This window comes from Streptomyces sp. NBC_00090 (assembly GCF_045160815.1).
Lineage (GTDB): Bacteria > Actinomycetota > Actinomycetes > Streptomycetales > Streptomycetaceae > Streptomyces.
The window spans coordinates 5,692,829-5,707,720 of the sequence record NZ_CP108224.1 but is presented as its reverse complement, the minus strand read 5'-3'; the positions used below and the strand labels follow the sequence as shown (position 1 = coordinate 5,707,720).

The 14,892-nt window shown below is 72.3% G+C and carries 11 protein-coding genes; 7 read left to right on the top strand and 4 right to left on the bottom strand.

Features of this window, described 5'->3' with window-relative positions:
• Positions 1-11: 11 nt before the first annotated feature.
• A complete protein-coding gene (locus OG361_RS25735; protein ID WP_405857184.1) occupies positions 12-512 on the bottom strand; it encodes a hypothetical protein in 501 nt (166 codons plus the stop codon).
• 146 nt (positions 513-658) lie between these two features.
• Between OG361_RS25735 and OG361_RS25730 the strand changes: the two genes are divergently transcribed.
• Positions 659-1,324: a lipoprotein gene (locus tag OG361_RS25730; protein ID WP_405857182.1), complete on the top strand. Its 666-nt coding sequence runs from the start codon at positions 659-661 to the stop codon at positions 1,322-1,324.
• A gap of 85 nt (positions 1,325-1,409) precedes the next feature.
• On the opposite strand, the gene OG361_RS25725 is transcribed toward OG361_RS25730, so the two are convergent.
• Positions 1,410-2,951 carry a ricin-type beta-trefoil lectin domain protein gene (locus OG361_RS25725; RefSeq protein ID WP_405857180.1) on the bottom strand — a complete coding sequence of 514 codons (1,542 nt, stop codon included), beginning with the start codon at positions 2,949-2,951 and terminating at the stop codon, positions 1,410-1,412.
• Positions 2,952-3,091: 140 nt separating this feature from the next.
• Between OG361_RS25725 and OG361_RS25720 the strand changes: the two genes are divergently transcribed.
• The 3 genes from OG361_RS25720 (at position 3,092) to OG361_RS25710 (ending at position 7,600) form a co-directional block, all read left to right on the top strand.
• Positions 3,092-4,492, top strand: a complete 1,401-nt coding sequence (locus OG361_RS25720) for a class II fumarate hydratase (RefSeq protein WP_405857178.1) — start codon at positions 3,092-3,094, stop codon at positions 4,490-4,492.
• Positions 4,493-4,601: 109 nt separating this feature from the next.
• The gene (locus OG361_RS25715; RefSeq protein WP_384562850.1) at positions 4,602-5,267 is read left to right on the top strand and encodes a DUF402 domain-containing protein; all 666 of its coding nucleotides are present in this window, start codon (positions 4,602-4,604) and stop codon (positions 5,265-5,267) included.
• A gap of 311 nt (positions 5,268-5,578) precedes the next feature.
• Entirely contained in the window at positions 5,579-7,600 is a 2,022-nt protein-coding gene (locus tag OG361_RS25710; protein WP_405857176.1) for a SpoIIE family protein phosphatase, read from the top strand.
• A gap of 78 nt (positions 7,601-7,678) precedes the next feature.
• On the opposite strand, the gene OG361_RS25705 is transcribed toward OG361_RS25710, so the two are convergent.
• Entirely contained in the window at positions 7,679-9,919 is a 2,241-nt protein-coding gene (locus OG361_RS25705) for a transglycosylase domain-containing protein (RefSeq protein WP_405857174.1), read from the bottom strand.
• A 279-nt stretch (positions 9,920-10,198) separates the two neighbouring features.
• On the opposite strand from OG361_RS25705, the gene OG361_RS25700 reads away from it, so the two are divergent.
• From OG361_RS25700 to OG361_RS25690, 3 genes are read left to right on the top strand one after another with little or no spacing between them, the layout of a single operon-like run.
• A complete protein-coding gene (locus OG361_RS25700; RefSeq protein WP_405857172.1) occupies positions 10,199-10,723 on the top strand; it encodes a PadR family transcriptional regulator in 525 nt (174 codons plus the stop codon).
• Positions 10,720-11,403 (top strand): ABC transporter ATP-binding protein, encoded by a 684-nt coding sequence (locus OG361_RS25695; RefSeq protein WP_405857170.1) that lies wholly within the window; start codon positions 10,720-10,722, stop codon positions 11,401-11,403. The genes OG361_RS25700 and OG361_RS25695 overlap by 4 nt, the downstream gene beginning before the upstream one ends.
• Positions 11,400-13,772 carry an FtsX-like permease family protein gene (locus tag OG361_RS25690; RefSeq protein WP_405857168.1) on the top strand — a complete coding sequence of 791 codons (2,373 nt, stop codon included), beginning with the start codon at positions 11,400-11,402 and terminating at the stop codon, positions 13,770-13,772. The genes OG361_RS25695 and OG361_RS25690 overlap by 4 nt, the downstream gene beginning before the upstream one ends.
• A gap of 81 nt (positions 13,773-13,853) precedes the next feature.
• Here OG361_RS25690 and OG361_RS25685 read toward each other — a convergent pair whose 3' ends face one another.
• Positions 13,854-14,828, bottom strand: a complete 975-nt coding sequence (locus OG361_RS25685; RefSeq protein ID WP_405857166.1) for a hydrogen peroxide-inducible genes activator — start codon at positions 14,826-14,828, stop codon at positions 13,854-13,856.
• Between the last annotated feature and the right edge of the window lie 64 nt (positions 14,829-14,892).

The window sequence follows — 14,892 nt, the reverse complement described above, 5'->3', positions numbered from 1 at the left end:
CCGGAGCCCGCCTAGCGGGTGAGGTGGAACTCCATCCGCGAGTAGTCCCCGTCCGGGGTCGACCGGATGTAGCCCCGCACGTCCTTGAAGTCGCCGGTCCCGCCGGTGACCGCGATGTCGAACGCGGCGGGCTGGTCGTCGGACGGGTCGACCGAGAGGAGCGTCTGGCCGGCGAGCTGCCCACCGGGGCCGCCGGTCAGCGCGAAGGTGCCCACGCACTGGAGGTCGCTCGGGTTCCCGGCGCGCACCACGGTGCAACTGACGCCGTCCCGGCCGACCTTGTCGCCGCCCTTGGTCCTGAAAAGGTCGTCGGCGAAGGCGAAGGACTCCCCGACCACGGGTGCCGGAGCGCTCTCGTCGCTCTGTTCGCCGGGTATCTCCTTGGCGTACAGGGTGAATTCGAGGTCCACGGCCGCCGTCGTGGCGGCGGACGCCGGGGCGGCGGCGCCGAAGGTGACGACCGCGACCGTACAGGCGCCGAGCGCACCGATCCTCCTGAAGCTTCGGGACATGTCCTGCCTCCTTGCGGGTGGTGGCTCTCCCCCTCGGCTCGCTTCACATTGTCCGATGCCCGCCCCGGATCCGCCCGTCCGCCCGCTCGCCCCACCGCGGATCCGCCCGTCCGGTGGGCGCCCGGCCCGGCGCTACGCTGACGCGCATGAAACACCCGATACGGATCATGGTCCCGGCCGCCGCTCTCCTGGTGGGAGGGGTGCTGACCGGCTGTGGCGAGGTCGAGCCGCTGCCCGAGGTCACCCCGCACGCCCGGCCCAGCGGGGCACCGGAGGCCGCGGGCACGGAGGCCGCGGCGCCGGGGGCCGAGGCCGCTCCGGCCGCCGCGGGCGCGGCCCTCGGCGGTCCCGGGACGGCCTGCCGGCTGCCCGTCTCCTTCACCCTGGCGAAGGAGTGGAAGCCGGTCGCGATCGAGGACCCCGAGAACCCCGAGTTCGCGGTGCTCACGCGTCAGGGGCCGGCCACGGTCCGCTGCGAGGTGGACGCCAAGCCGGCCGGGCACGTCGGCTATCTGCGGGTGTGGACGGCCGGGAAGGGCCCCGCCCGGGCCGCCCTCGAAGGCTTCGTGAAGGCGGAGAAGGGGACCTCGGCCGTCTCCTACCGGGAGACGAAGGCGGGCGCGCTGCCCGCCACCGAGGTGACCTACACCGTGCACAACGAGGTCATGGACGAGACCAAGGAGGAGCGGGCGCTCGCCGTGGCCACCCCGGAGGGGGCGGTCATCCTCCACCTCGGCGGACTCGACACCGAGGAGCACCGGGCGATGCTCCCGGCGTACGAACTGGCCAGGACGACGCTGAAGCTCGGCTGATCCCGATCACCGCGCGCCGCCCGAGCAGGGCCGTGGCCCCCGTCCCGCACCGGACGGGGGCCACGGCGTTCCTGGTGGGGTGCGGCTACGCGAACTTCTGGTTCGCGGAGCCGTCGCAGTTCTGGAGCCGGACCGGCTCCCTCGCCGCGCCCTGGGCGAGGCAGAGTCCGGTCGCGCCGGCGGGGCGGATCGTGGCGCCGTCGCGGACGAACTTCTGGTTGGCGCCGCCGTGGCAGTTCCAGATGATGAGCGCCCGGCCGGCCTGGTAGGCGGCGGCGGGCACGTCCAGGCAGCGGTCCTGGGTGAGCTGGGTGTGGACGGTCCGGCGGGCGGAGTCGTACCACCAGCCCTGGTTGCGGCCGCCGTGGCAGTCCCAGCCGAGTACGCCGGTCTCGTTGGCCGAGGAGGCCGCCTCGACGTCCAGACAGTTGCCGGTCGCCTGGTTCTTCAGCGGCTTGTACGCGTCGTCCCAGGCGAGCGGGAAGAGGGTCGGTGTGCCCTTGGAGTCGACGTCGGCGCAACTGGCCTCGCGGAGACCCGAGTCGTAGATCTGCGTGAGGCAGGAGGCGAAGGCGGCGTGTCCTCGCGCGTTGGGGTGGAAGGACTGGCGGACCGAGTTCTCGTCCGGGGTGCCGGGCTTGGAGAGGTCGATGTAGAGGCCTCGGGCCCAGGTGTCCTCCATGCAGACCTCGTGGCCGTGGAAGAGCCGCGAGTTGTCGAGGTAGACGGCTCCGGTCTCGGCGGCGGCCTTCCGCATGCCGCGTTCGAAGGCGGGGACGGCGGTGTTGCGGCCCCAGATGGTGTCGGAGTCGTAGCCGAGTCCGCCGCAGATCAGCTTCCCGGGGAAGTCGGGGTTGTCGTGGAAGTCGGGGCCGATGGGGCTGGGGTAGCCCATCACGACGAGCTTGTAGTCGCCGTCGGCGTATCCGGCGTCGCGCATGACGGTCTTGAGGTCGCGCACGGTCTGCTCGACCTTGGGGACGAGTCCGTCGACGCGGGCCTGCCAGCCGGGGGCGTACTTGGGCTCGCAGGCGCCCTGGAGGAGCAGGTAGCGCTGGACGCAGTCGGTCATGACGGGCCCGAACTGCAGGTCGTCGTTGGCTCCGGCGACGAGCAGGATCATCTTGATCCGGGTGTTGCGGGCCTTGACGGCGAGGTTGTCGCTCTGGACGAGCTCGTCGGCGTACTGCTTCGAGCCGCCGATCCGGATGTTTCCGGTGTACGCGCCGGAGCAGGCGACGTTGAAGGTGAGGTCCGCGGGGATGCCGGTGCGGTGGATCGCCGCGTCGGGCGAACGGTGGCACCAGTTGGTCGGGCCGTTGGTGGGGGGTTCGTAACTCCCGACGCCCTCGCCGGAGATCTCGCTGTCGCCGAGGGAGATCAGGCCGGTCCTGCGCTGGGCGAGGGGGCGTTCGGCCGGGTCGCCGTAGATCCTGGTCGCCTCGGCGGCGCGGATCGCCTCCAGCTCGGGCGGGAGCGGTACGGAAGCGGTCACCGCCGCCGGGCCGGTGGCGGTGCCGGTGCCGGCCGCGCCGGCGGGGGCCGCCGCGGTCATCGTGCCGAGCGCGGCGGCGGCCGCGGCGACGGCCGCGATGGGCCAGCGGAGTCTGTACCTGGTGCGCCTCATTGCGCCTCCTGGAAGTGGGGTTACCCACGGTTTTTACTGGTCGGTACGCGGGTTGGGAATACATCGAACAAGACAAGTGCTCATCTTTTTCGGGGGGTTCGGGGTCGCCCCGGACGAGCACCGTGCGGAAGGTCGAGGAAATGAACGAAGCCGAGGGTTACCGGATCGAGCACGACTCCATGGGTGAGGTGCGGGTCCCCGCGCACGCCAAGTGGCGTGCGCAGACCCAGCGGGCGGTGGAGAACTTCCCGGTCTCGGGCCAGCGCCTGGAGCGCGCCCACATCGAGGCCCTGGCCCGGATCAAGGCCGCCGCCGCCAAGGTCAACGCCGAGCTCGGGGTGATCGACGAGGACCGGGCCGGGGCGATCGTCTCGGCGGCGGAGGAGGTCGCCGAGGGGCGCTGGGACGACCACTTCCCCGTGGACGTCTTCCAGACCGGCTCCGGCACCTCGTCCAACATGAACACCAACGAGGTGCTCGCCACCCTCGCCACCGAGCGGCTCCCCGAGGGCCGGGACGTCCACCCCAACGACCACGTGAACGCCTCGCAGTCCTCCAACGACGTCTTCCCGTCCTCCATCCACATCGCGGCCACCGGCGCCGTCCTCCACGACCTGATCCCCGCCCTCGACCATCTGGCCGCCGCCCTGGAGCGAAAATCGGCCGAATTCGCGACGGTCGTGAAGTCCGGCCGTACGCATCTGATGGACGCCACCCCGGTCACCCTGGGCCAGGAGTTCGGCGGCTACGCGGCCCAGGTCCGGTACGGCGTCGAGCGGCTGCGTGCCGTGCTCCCCCGGCTCGCCGAACTCCCCCTGGGCGGTACGGCGGTGGGCACCGGCATCAACACCCCGGCCGGCTTCTCGGCGGCCGTCATCGCGGAGGTCGCGCGGACCACCGGCCTGCCGCTGACCGAGGCCCGCGACCACTTCGAGGCGCAGGGCGCCCGCGACGCCCTGGTGGAGACGTCCGGGCAGCTCAGGACCGTCGCCGTCTCCCTCACCAAGATCTCCAACGATCTGCGCTGGATGGCCAGCGGGCCGCGCACGGGCCTGGCGGAGATCAACCTCCCCGACCTCCAGCCCGGCTCGTCGATCATGCCGGGCAAGGTGAACCCGGTGGTGCCGGAGGCGGTCCTGATGGTCGCCGCGCAGGTGACCGGAAACGACACCACGGTGGCGGTGGCGGGCGCCGCCGGGAACTTCGAGCTCAACGTGATGCTGCCGGTGATGGCCAAGAACCTCCTGGAGTCGGTACGGCTGCTCGCCAACGCCTCCCGGCTCCTCGCGGACCGCACGGTCGACGGGATCACCGCCAACGTCGAGCGCGCCCGCGAGTACGCCGAGTCCTCGCCGTCCGTCGTCACCCCGCTGAACAAGTACATCGGCTACGAGGAGGCCGCCAAGGTGGCGAAGAAGTCCCTCGCCGAGCGGAGGACGATCCGCGAGGTGGTGCTCGCGTCCGGGTACGTCGAGCGGGGCGACCTCACGGTCGAGCAGCTGGACGAGGCCCTCGACGTCCTGCGGATGACCCACCCGTAGACGAGGCCGCCTCGTCCGCAGCCGACGGCCGCCCCGTCCTCGGGCGAATGCTGACTCATCCGTGACCTGTACCGCAGCGGCGATGGGAGCGCACACCTAAGATCTGCGCATGACAGGATCGGGCGGCCCTCAGCACTGGGCGCCGGGGGAGCAGATCCTCTGGCGCTACCGCGGCAACGGCACCGGAGCCGTGCACATCTGCCGGCCGGTGACCGTCGTCCAGGACACGCCCGAGATGCTCGCGGTCTGGATGGCGCCCGGCACCGAATGCGTACGGCCGGTGCTCACCGACGGCACACCCGTGCACGAGGAGCCGCTCGCCACCCGGTACACCGCCCCGCGCACCACGGAACGCTCGCACTGGTTCGGCAGCGGGGTCCTCAAGCTGGCCCGGCCCGGGGACCCCTGGTCGGTGTGGCTGTTCTGGGAGCGCGGCTGGCGCTTCCGCAGCTGGTACGTGAACCTGGAGGAGCCGCGGGCCCGTTGGTCCGGCGGCGTCGACTCCGAGGACCACTTCCTCGACATCTCCGTCTATCCCGACCGCAGCTGGCTGTGGCGGGACGAGGACGAGTTCGCCCAGGCCCAGCGGTCCGGTCTGATGGACCCGGAGCAGGCCGCGCGGGTGCGGGCCGCCGGCCGGCGGGCGGTGGATCTGATCGGGTCCTGGGGCACGCCGTTCGCGGACGGCTGGGAGGACTGGCGGCCCGATCCGGCCTGGCCGGTGCCGAAGCTTCCGGTGGACTGGGACCGAACTCCGGCGTACACGGCACCGTGAGACCCTTGATGCGCCCCCGGGGTCCAAACGTAGGATCGTCCTCCGCACGGCAGAAGCGGGCCGAACGACACGTCAGACCGATCGACCACCACGTCAACGACTCAGCACAGCACAGGACCTGACCACAAGTCATCCACGAGGGGGAGAGCAGTGCCGGACGTGCGCCCGGGTGTTCCGACCCCTGCCGTTGCCGCCTCTCGCGGAACGTCCACATCCGCTGCATACGAGGGGTTTATCCCTGCCGAAGGCGCGGCATCGGCGAGAAGAGCGAGTGCATCGCACCACCGGCCCGGACGGACGGAACCCCACGCGTGACGGAGCATCCCACCTCCCACGAAGGCCGGCAGCCCCTGGCTGCCCGGCCGCAGGAACGCGCGCGCCCTCGCCAGGAGGCGGCGGCCGCCGGCCTGCCCTCCGACGTGCCCGCCCAGGCGGGCGGCCCGGCGGCCCAGGCGGCGCCCGGCACGGACACGCCCCCGACGACCGGCGCCCCGGCCGCGGCCCCTGGGGCCGGCGCCCCGGGCGGCACAGGTAGCCCGGGTGGCAACGGCGGCCCAGGTGGCCAGGGCGGCGCTCCCGGCGCCGTGGCCGTCGCCGTGGCCCCGCAGCACCCCGGCGGAGCGCGCGGCGCCGACGGCGCCGCGCGGCGCGAGGGCGAGCGGCTGCGGTTCGTCGGGGCGGCGACCCGCCGGATCGCGCGCGGGCTCGACCTCGACGAGATCGTGCTCGGCCTCTGCCGGGCCACCGTGCCCACCTTCTCCGACGAGATCCTCGTCTATCTGCGCGATCCGCTGCCGGTGGGCGACGAGCGCCCGGTGGCGCCGTTCGTGCTGCGCCTGCGCCGCACCGACCGGCTCCGGTTAAGCGAGCTGGAGGGCGAGGAGCTCGTCCTCGTACCCGATCCCGATCCGACGCCGGCGGCCGAGCTGTGCGAGGTGCGGTCCGGCGGGGCGCTCGCCGAGGTGCTGCGCGGGGTGCGGCCGGTCTTCGGCGACTCCGCCGCCGCCAAGACAGCGCTGGGCGAACTCCTCGGCCCCGAGCATCCGCTGCCCGGCGGACTCCGGGCGATACTCGCCCCGCTGCGCGGCCGGCGCCGGGTCATCGGCGCGGCCGTCTTCCTGCGCCGCTCCGAGCGGGCCGGTTTCGAGCCGAACGACCTGCTCGTCGCGGCGCAGCTGGCCACCCACACCGCGCTCGGCATCGACAAGGCCGTCCTGTACGGCCGCGAGGCGTACATCGCGGACGAGCTCCAGCGGACGATGCTGCCGGACTCCCTCCCGCAGCCGACCGGCGTCCGGCTCGCCTCCCGCTACCTTCCGGCGGCCGAGACGGCCCGGGTCGGCGGCGACTGGTACGACGCGATCCCGCTGCCCGGCAGCAGGGTCGCCCTGGTCGTCGGCGACGTCATGGGCCACTCCATGACGTCCGCGGCGATCATGGGCCAGCTGCGCACCACCGCGCAGACCCTGGCCGGTCTCGACCTGCCTCCTCAGGAGGTCCTGCACCACCTGGACGAGCAGGCGCAGCGGCTCGGCGAGAACCGGATGGCCACCTGCATGTACGCGGTGTACGACCCGGTCTCGCACCGGATCACCGTGGCCAACGCGGGTCATCCGCCGCCGATACTGCTCCACCTCGGCGGCCGTGCCGAGGTGCTGCGGGTGCCGCCCGGCGCCCCGATCGGGGTCGGCGGGGTCGACTTCGAGGCGGTCGAGCTGGACGCCCCGGCCGGTGCCACGCTGCTGCTGTACACGGACGGGCTGGTCGAGTCCCGGCTGCGGGACGTGTGGACCGGGATCGAGCAGCTGCGGGAGCGTCTCGCGGCGACCGCGCAGCTCACCGGTCCGGACCACTCGCCGCCGCTGGAGGCGCTCTGCGACGACGTCCTCGACATGCTGGGTCCGGGCGACCGGGACGACGACATCGCGCTGCTCGCGGCCCGTTTCGAGGGCATCGCGCCGAGCGACGTGGCGTACTGGTTCCTGGAGCCGGAGGACGCGGCCCCGGGGCGGGCCAGGCGGCTCGCCCGGCGGGCGCTGGCCCGCTGGGACCTGGAGGAGCTGACGGACTCGGTCGAGCTGCTGATCAGCGAGGTCGTGACGAACGCCGTGCGGTACGCGGAGCGGCCGGTGACGCTGCGGCTGCTGCGGACGGACGTGCTGCGCTGCGAGGTCGGCGACGACTCTCCACAGCTGCCCCGGCAGCGGCGGGCGCGGGACACGGACGAGGGCGGGCGCGGTCTGTTCCTGGTGAACCGGCTGGCCAGACGGTGGGGGGCGACCCGGCTCTCGGGCGGCAAGGTGGTCTGGTTCGAGCTGGCGACGCGTAGCTGAGGACTCGACGGACCCGCTGTACGCGGCGATGGCCGGACCCCCGTGCGGGGTCCGGCCATCGCCGTCACTGCTTCCCGGTCACCGCACCGGGCGGCCGGTGACGGCGTCGCCGTTGGCGGTCGGCTCGGGGCCCGGGCCGGGTTCGTCGGTCACCGGCGGTTCGGTCGTCGGATCGCCGGTGTCCGGCGGAGTCGTCGGGGGCGTCGGGTCCCCGGTCGGCTCGGGCGGCGTGGTGACGGGGTCCTGTGTCGGCTCCGGCGGCGTGGTGCCGGTCGGGGTCGGCGGCTGCGTCGGGTCCGGGGACCGCGTGGTCGGCTCCTCGGTCGGCTCCTCCGGGGTCTCGGTGGTCCGAGTGGGGTCCGGGTCCGGCTCGTACGGGGTCGAGCTGTCGGTCTCCAGGTCGAAGCGGGCGTCGGAGCCGCCGTCGAGGGCGCCGGTGGTGTAGTCGCCCCAGATCTGGGCGGGGGTGCGGCCACCGTTGGCGCGGCCCGGGTTGATGGTGTCGGTCAGGGTGACCTGGTTGCCCTTGGCGTCCTCGCCGAAGAGGCCGACGGCGGTGACGAGTTCGGGGGTGTAGCCCACGAACCAGGCGGAACGGTTGTTCTCGGAGGTGCCGGTCTTGCCGGCGGCGTCGTAGTCACCGGCGGCGCGGAAGCCGGAACCGCTCTGCACGACGCCCTGCATGGCCTTGGTGACGGTGTCGGCGGCCTCGCGGCTGATGACCTGGCTGCCGATCGCGTCCACGGCGTCGACCTTGCGGTCCTTGTGCGAGGCGGCCTTCACCAGGGTCGGGGTGACCTTCTTGCCGTGGTTGTCGAGCGTGGCGTACACGCCGGCCATGTCCATGGTCGAGGCGCCCATGGTGCCGAGGGACATGGCGGGGGTCTCGCCGAAGTCCGGGCCGTCCTTCATGCCGAGGTCGAGGGCGGTCTTCTTGGTCTTGCCCGGACCGGCGTCGACGATCATCTGGGCGAAGACCGAGTTGATGGAGCTGTTGGTGGCCTTCTGGACGGTGACGGGGCCGTAGCTGCGGTCGTCCTCGTTCTCCGGCGCGAAGTCGATGTCGGTGCCGACGACCTCACGCTGGCTGGTGCCGTCGTAGATCGTGCCGAGGCCGATCTCCCGCCCGTCCTGGGTCTCCGAGCCGTTCTCGAGGGCGGCGGCGAGGACGATCGGCTTGAAGGTGGAGGCGGGCTGGTAGTCGCGGCGGGTCGCGTTGGACATCCAGTGCTCGGTGGCGCCGACGCCGCCGTACATCGCGACGACCGCGCCGGTCTTCGGGTCGACGGAGGTGGCGCCGGCCTGGACCGTGGCGTCCTTCTTGTCGCCCTTGCGGTCGAGCTTGGCCTCCAGCTGCCGGTCGACGGCCTTGACGAGGTCCTTCTGCTTCTTCTCGTCGATGTTGAGGGTGATCGTCCAGCCGCCGGCCTTGATGTCCTCCTCGCTGACGCCCTGGCGCATCAGCTCCTGGTTGGCGGCCTCGACGATGTATCCGGTCTGGCCCTCCATGCCGGGGGCGGGCTTGGGCTTCTGCGGCACGGGGAACTTCATGCCGGCGCGCTCGGTCGGGGAGAGCCAGTCCTCGTCGACCATGTTGTCGAGGACGTAGTTCCAGCGCTCCTCGACGAGCTTGCGGCCGGTGGTGCTCGCGGAGGTCCAGTCGTACTGGTTGGGCGCCTGGAGCAGCGAGGCGAGGTAGGCGCCCTGGGCGGTGGTGAGCTGGGTGGCGTCGACGCCGTAGTACGAGCGGGCGGCGGCCTGTATGCCGTAGGCGCTGCGGCCGTAGTAGCTCGTGTTCATGTACCCGGCGAGGATGTCGCCCTTGCTCGTCTCCTGGTCGACCTTGATGGCGATGACCATTTCCTTGAGCTTGCGGGTCGCCGTCTGGTCCTGGCTCAGGTAGAAGTTCTTGACGTACTGCTGGGTGATGGTCGAACCACCCTGCTTGCCCTGGCCGGTGAGGGTCGACCAGGCGGCGCGCGTGGTGCCCTTGATGTCGACGCCGTTGTCCTTGTAGAAGCTCTTGTTCTCGGCGGCGACGAAGGCCTTCTGGACCGGCTGGGGGATCTTCTCCAGGCCGACGATCTCGCGGTTGATCTCGCCGGTGCGGGCGAGGATCTTGCCGTTGGCGTACTTGTAGATGTTGCTCTGCATGGTCGCCTCGGCGTTGGCCGTCGGCACCGGGACCATGAGGTAGACGACGTACAGGGCACCCATGGCGAGCAGGCAGAACACGAAGAAGGTGCCCAGGAGCTTCTTCCAGGAGAAGAAGCGGCGTATGCCGCGTTTCTTCGCCTTGCTCTTGTCCGGTCGGCCCATGGGTCCTGTCGCTCCACTCGTCGTGTGTCTCGGCGCCTCGGTGTCGTCTCCGTCCACGCCGGATCAGCTCAGCAAGCTAACACCGACGATGCAGACAAAGGGGATCCGATCACGCCTTTTCCGGACGTGAGAATCAGCACCCATGCCCAGAGGAACCGACGCTCGAACGGACCCGATGGTTGCGCGGTGCGGGTGCCCGGAATCGGGCGGCGAGGGGCTCCATGCGCGACTTCCGGCCACTATGCATCGTGCGTATACACCCCGTGTACAGTGACGCGCATGTCCATCGGTCACACCCTTCTGGGGCTCCTGGAGTCCGGACCGCGCCACGGCTACGACCTCAAGCGCGCCTTCGACGAGCGATTCGGCCACGACCGGCCCCTGCACTACGGGCAGGTCTACTCGACCATGTCCCGGCTCCTGAAGAACGGCCTCGTCGTCGTCGACGGCGTCGAGGCGGGCGGCGGGCCCGAGCGGAAGCGGTACGCGATCACCGAGGCCGGCATCACCGATGTCGCCGCCTGGCTCGCCACCCCCGAGAAGCCGGAGCCGTACCTCCAGTCCACGCTCTACACCAAGGTCGTCCTGGCCCTGCTCACCGGCCGCGGGGCCGCCGAGCTCCTCGACGTCCAGCGCTCCGAACACCTGCGGCTGATGCGGGAGCTCACCCGGCGCAAGAAGGACGGCGACCTCGCCGACCAGCTCATCTGCGACCACGCCCTCTTCCACCTGGAAGCGGACCTGCGCTGGCTCGAACTGACCGCCGCCCGTCTCGACCGGCTCGCCGAGGAGGTCCGCCGATGAACCCCGCCCCGCTCCTCCGGGCCACCGGCCTCGACAAGGCCTACGGCCCCACCCCGGCGCTCGCCGGCGCCGACTTCTCCCTCCGGGCCGGCGAGGTCGTCGCCGTCATGGGCCCGTCCGGCTCCGGCAAGTCCACACTGCTCCACTGCCTGGCCGGAATCGTGCGCCCCGACGCGGGCACGATCACCTACGACGGACGCGAACTCACCGCGCTCTCCGACAGCGCGCGCAGCTCCCTGCGCCGCACCGACTTCGGCTTCGTCTTCCAGTTCGGCCAGCTCGTCCCCGAGCTGACCTGCGTCGAGAACGTGGCCCTGCCGCTCCGGCTGGCCGGCGAGCGCCGGAAGTCCGCCGAGGCCAGGGCCGCCGAGTGGCTCGCCCGTCTGGAGGTCGACACCGTCGCGGACCAGCGCCCCGGCGAGATATCCGGCGGCCAGGGGCAGCGCGTCGCCGTCGCCCGCGCCCTCGTCACCGTCCCGCGGGTGATCTTCGCCGACGAGCCGACCGGCGCACTCGACTCCCTCAACGGAGAGCGGGTCATGCGCCTGCTCACCGACGCCTCCCGGGACACCGGCGCCGCCGTCGTCCTCGTCACCCACGAGGCCCGCGTCGCCGCCTACTCCGACCGGGAGATCGTCGTGCGCGACGGCTCCGTACGGGACACGGAGTGGGCCGTATGAGCCTCGCCACCTGGGCCCGCGACCTGGCACTCGGCGCCCGGTTCGCGGTCGCCGGCGGCCGCGCCGGACGGCTCCGCACACTCCTGACCGCGACCGGCGTCGGCTTCGGGGTGGCGCTGCTGCTGCTCGCCGCCTCCCTGCCCAACATGCTCTTCCAGCGGGAGGTACGGGAGTCCGTCCGCGCCGTCGACGGCAGCGAAGAGGCCACCGGCCCCCGGCCCGACTCCTTCCTCCACCTCGGCCGGACCACCGTCTACCGCGACGACGTCATCAGCGGCACGCTGCTGCGCCCCGAAGGCGACGCGCCCCCGGTCCCCCCGGGCGCGGACGCGTTCCCCGCGCTCGGCGAGATGCTGGTCTCCCCCGCGCTCCGCGAGCTGCTCGACTCCCCCGAGGGCGCCCTGCTCAAGGAACGGCTCCCCTACAAGGTGGCCGGGACGATCGGGCAGGCCGGACTCATCGGCCCGGCCGAGCTGCGGTACGTCGCCCACGTCGGCTTCCTCACCACCGACAACCTCGACGGGCGCGGGACGCGCTACGGCTGGTCCGTGCCCGAGGAACCGATGAACGCGTTCCTCATCCTCCTCGTCGTCGTCGCCTGCGTCGTCCTGCTCCTGCCCGTGCTCGTCTTCATCGCGACCGCCGTCCGCTTCGGCGGCGAACAGCGCGACCGACGGCTCGCCGCGCTCCGGCTCGTCGGCGCCGACACCGCCATGACCCGGCGGATCGCGGCCGGCGAGTCCCTCGCGGGCGCACTGCTCGGCCTCCTGGTGGGCCTCGGACTCTTCGCCGTGGCACGGCAGTTCGCCGGAGCCTTCACCATCTGGGACGTCAACGCCTATCCGTCCGACGTCGTGCCGATGCCCGCGCTCGCCGCCCTCGCCCTCGCCGCCGTCCCCGTCGCCTCGGTCGTGGTCACCCTCTTCGCCCTGCGCGGGGTGGCGATCGAACCGCTCGGAGTCGTCCGGACCGCCGTGCCGCGCCGCCGCCGGCTGTGGTGGCGGCTGCTGTTCCTCGTGGCCGGCGCCGCCCTGCTCGTCCCGCTCATGGGCGAAGTCCGGGCGACCGACACCAGCCTCGACACCCTGGGCGTCGCGACCGGCACCACCCTCGCCCTGATCGGGCTCACCACCCTCCTGCCGTGGCTCGTCGAGGCCGGGGTGAAGCGGCTGCACGCCGGTCCGGTGGCCTGGCAACTCGCCGTCCGCAGGCTTCAGATGAGCAGTGGAACGGCGGCCCGCGCGGTCAGCGGCATCGTCGTCGCGGCCACCGGGGCGATCGCGCTCCAGATGCTCTTCCAGGCCATGGAGAACGACTTCACGGAGCTCACGGGCGAGGACACCTCCCGCGCCCAGATCGCGATCGGCGCCCATGCCAGGAGCGCCGACGAAGCCCGCGGGATGATCACCCGCTTCGAGCGGACCGAGGGCGTCACCGGCGTGATCGGCATCGTCGAATCGCAGGTGTGGCGGCCCGGGCCCCTGAAGGGAGGCGAGGAGTTCTCCCCAACGGCCTCGATCAGGGTCGGCGACTGCGCCTCCCTCAAGGAGTTCGCCACGCTGCCCTCCTGCACGGACGGCGACGTGTTCGTCTTCCTCGCGCACGGCGCACAGGGCAACCCCGACGACTCCTTCGTCACCAGGGCGGCACGACCCGGCGCCACGGTCGCCCTGCGCGACCCGCATCCCCACCCGAGCGCGCCGCAGCTCCCCAAGGGCACCCCGCTGCCGCAGTGGCGCATTCCCACCACCGCCCGGGTCGTGGACTCCCGCCCCGACCCGACGGGCATGTACCAGTACGGCGTCCTCGCCACCCCGTCGGCGATCGACGCCGCCCGGCTCGACACGCCCGACGCGCAGGCCATGGTCCGGCTCGACCCGGCCGTGCCCGACGCCGCCGACCACGTACGGAACACGGCGGCGGCCATCGATCCGACGTCCTGGGTCCGCGACCTGAAGGACACCCAGCGGGACGCCGCGTTCTCCAGCGTCCGCACCGGCATCCTGGTCGGCTCGACCCTGACGATGCTGCTGGTGGCGGCCTCGCTCCTGGTGACGACCCTGGAGCAGCTCAGGGACCGCAAGCGACTGCTCTCCTCACTGATCGCCTTCGGCACCCGGCGCTCCACGCTGAGCTGGTCGGTGCTGTGGCAGACCACGGTGCCGATCGCCCTCGGTCTCGTCCTCGCCGTGGCGGGCGGGCTCGGCCTCGGGGTCGTCCTGCTGAGGATGGGCGGTCAGCGGGTCCAGGACTGGTGGGCCTTCCTGCCGGTCGTCGGGATCGGGGTCGCGCTGATCGCGGCCGTGACGCTGCTGAGCATGCCGGTCCTGTGGCGGCTGATGCGCGCGGACGGGCTGCGCACGGAGTAACCCGTCGGGCTCATGTACGAGACGGGCGCGGTTCCTGGTACCGGGGGGTTCCGGGAACGGCGCCCGTCACGCGTACCCGCGTCAGGAACCGGCGCCCACCACCCGTACCGGAAGCCCCTTCATCGCGCCCCGCAGCGCCTCCGCCAGCTCCGCGAACTCGGCGTGCCGGGCCGCCCCGGTCCGCATCGCGAGGGCGATCCGCCGCGCGGGCGCCGGTTCGGCGAAGAGCCCCGTCCACAGGGCGGTGTTACGGGCTGTCTCGACCGTCACGGCGGTGCGCGGCAGCAGGGTCACGCCGAGTCCGCCGGCCACCAGCTGGACCAGGGTGGAGAGCCCGGCGGCGGTGGTGGTGACCTCGGCGCCGCCGGTGCGGCCGGCCTCGCGGCAGATGTCGAGGGCCTGGTCGCGCAGGCAGTGACCCTCGTCCAGGAGCAGCAGCCTGAGCTCCTTGAGGGCCTCGCGCGGGATGTCGTCCCGTCCGGCCAGCGGATGCCCCTGCGGGGTGACGAGCACGAAGTCCTCGTCGAAGAGGGGCAGTTCGGTGACGCCGGGCACCCCGAGCGGCACGGCGAGCAGGAGCAGGTCGAGCCGCCCGGCGGCGAGCCCCTCCAGGAGGGAGGAGGTCTGCTCCTCGTGGACCTGGAGGTCGAGCTCCGGGTAGCGCCGGTGGACCAGGCGCAGCACGGTGGGCAGCAGATACGGGGCGACGGTCGGGATCACGCCGAGCCGCAGCACCCCGGTGAACGGCGCCTGGGCCGCCTCCGCCTCCTCCATCAGCTCGGCGACCGCGTCGAGGACGGCCCGCGCGCGCACCGCGAGCCGCTCCCCCGCGGGCGAGAGCAGCACCTTCCGCGTCGTACGCTCGAGGAGCTGGACACCGAGTGCCTCTTCGAGAGCCGAAACCGCGCCCGAGAGCGCGGGCTGGCTCATGCCGATGGCCGCCGCCGCGTCGCGGAAGTGCAGATGCTCGGCGACCGCCGCGAAGGCTCTGAGCTGCGAAAGGCTGGGCTGCTTGCCGCGGTGCGGAGTGTACGGGGGGCTGTACGGGGATCCCACTGATAACCACCTTCGATCAACACGACCCACTCTAGCTATTTCACTGATCAATGCACTCCGTGCC

What these genes read in the sequence shown, in the direction of transcription:
- OG361_RS25720 (WP_405857178.1), top strand. Translation starts at nt 3,092, where the DNA reads ATGAACGAAGCCGAGGGTTACCGGATCGAGCACGACTCCATGGGTGAG.
- OG361_RS25705 (WP_405857174.1), bottom strand. Translation starts at nt 9,919, where the DNA reads ATGGGCCGACCGGACAAGAGCAAGGCGAAGAAACGCGGCATACGCCGC.
- OG361_RS25730 (WP_405857182.1), top strand. Translation starts at nt 659, where the DNA reads ATGAAACACCCGATACGGATCATGGTCCCGGCCGCCGCTCTCCTGGTG.
- OG361_RS25715 (WP_384562850.1), top strand. Translation starts at nt 4,602, where the DNA reads ATGACAGGATCGGGCGGCCCTCAGCACTGGGCGCCGGGGGAGCAGATC.
- OG361_RS25735 (WP_405857184.1), bottom strand. Translation starts at nt 512, where the DNA reads ATGTCCCGAAGCTTCAGGAGGATCGGTGCGCTCGGCGCCTGTACGGTC.
- OG361_RS25690 (WP_405857168.1), top strand. Translation starts at nt 11,400, where the DNA reads ATGAGCCTCGCCACCTGGGCCCGCGACCTGGCACTCGGCGCCCGGTTC.
- OG361_RS25695 (WP_405857170.1), top strand. Translation starts at nt 10,720, where the DNA reads ATGAACCCCGCCCCGCTCCTCCGGGCCACCGGCCTCGACAAGGCCTAC.
- OG361_RS25725 (WP_405857180.1), bottom strand. Translation starts at nt 2,951, where the DNA reads ATGAGGCGCACCAGGTACAGACTCCGCTGGCCCATCGCGGCCGTCGCC.
- OG361_RS25700 (WP_405857172.1), top strand. Translation starts at nt 10,199, where the DNA reads ATGTCCATCGGTCACACCCTTCTGGGGCTCCTGGAGTCCGGACCGCGC.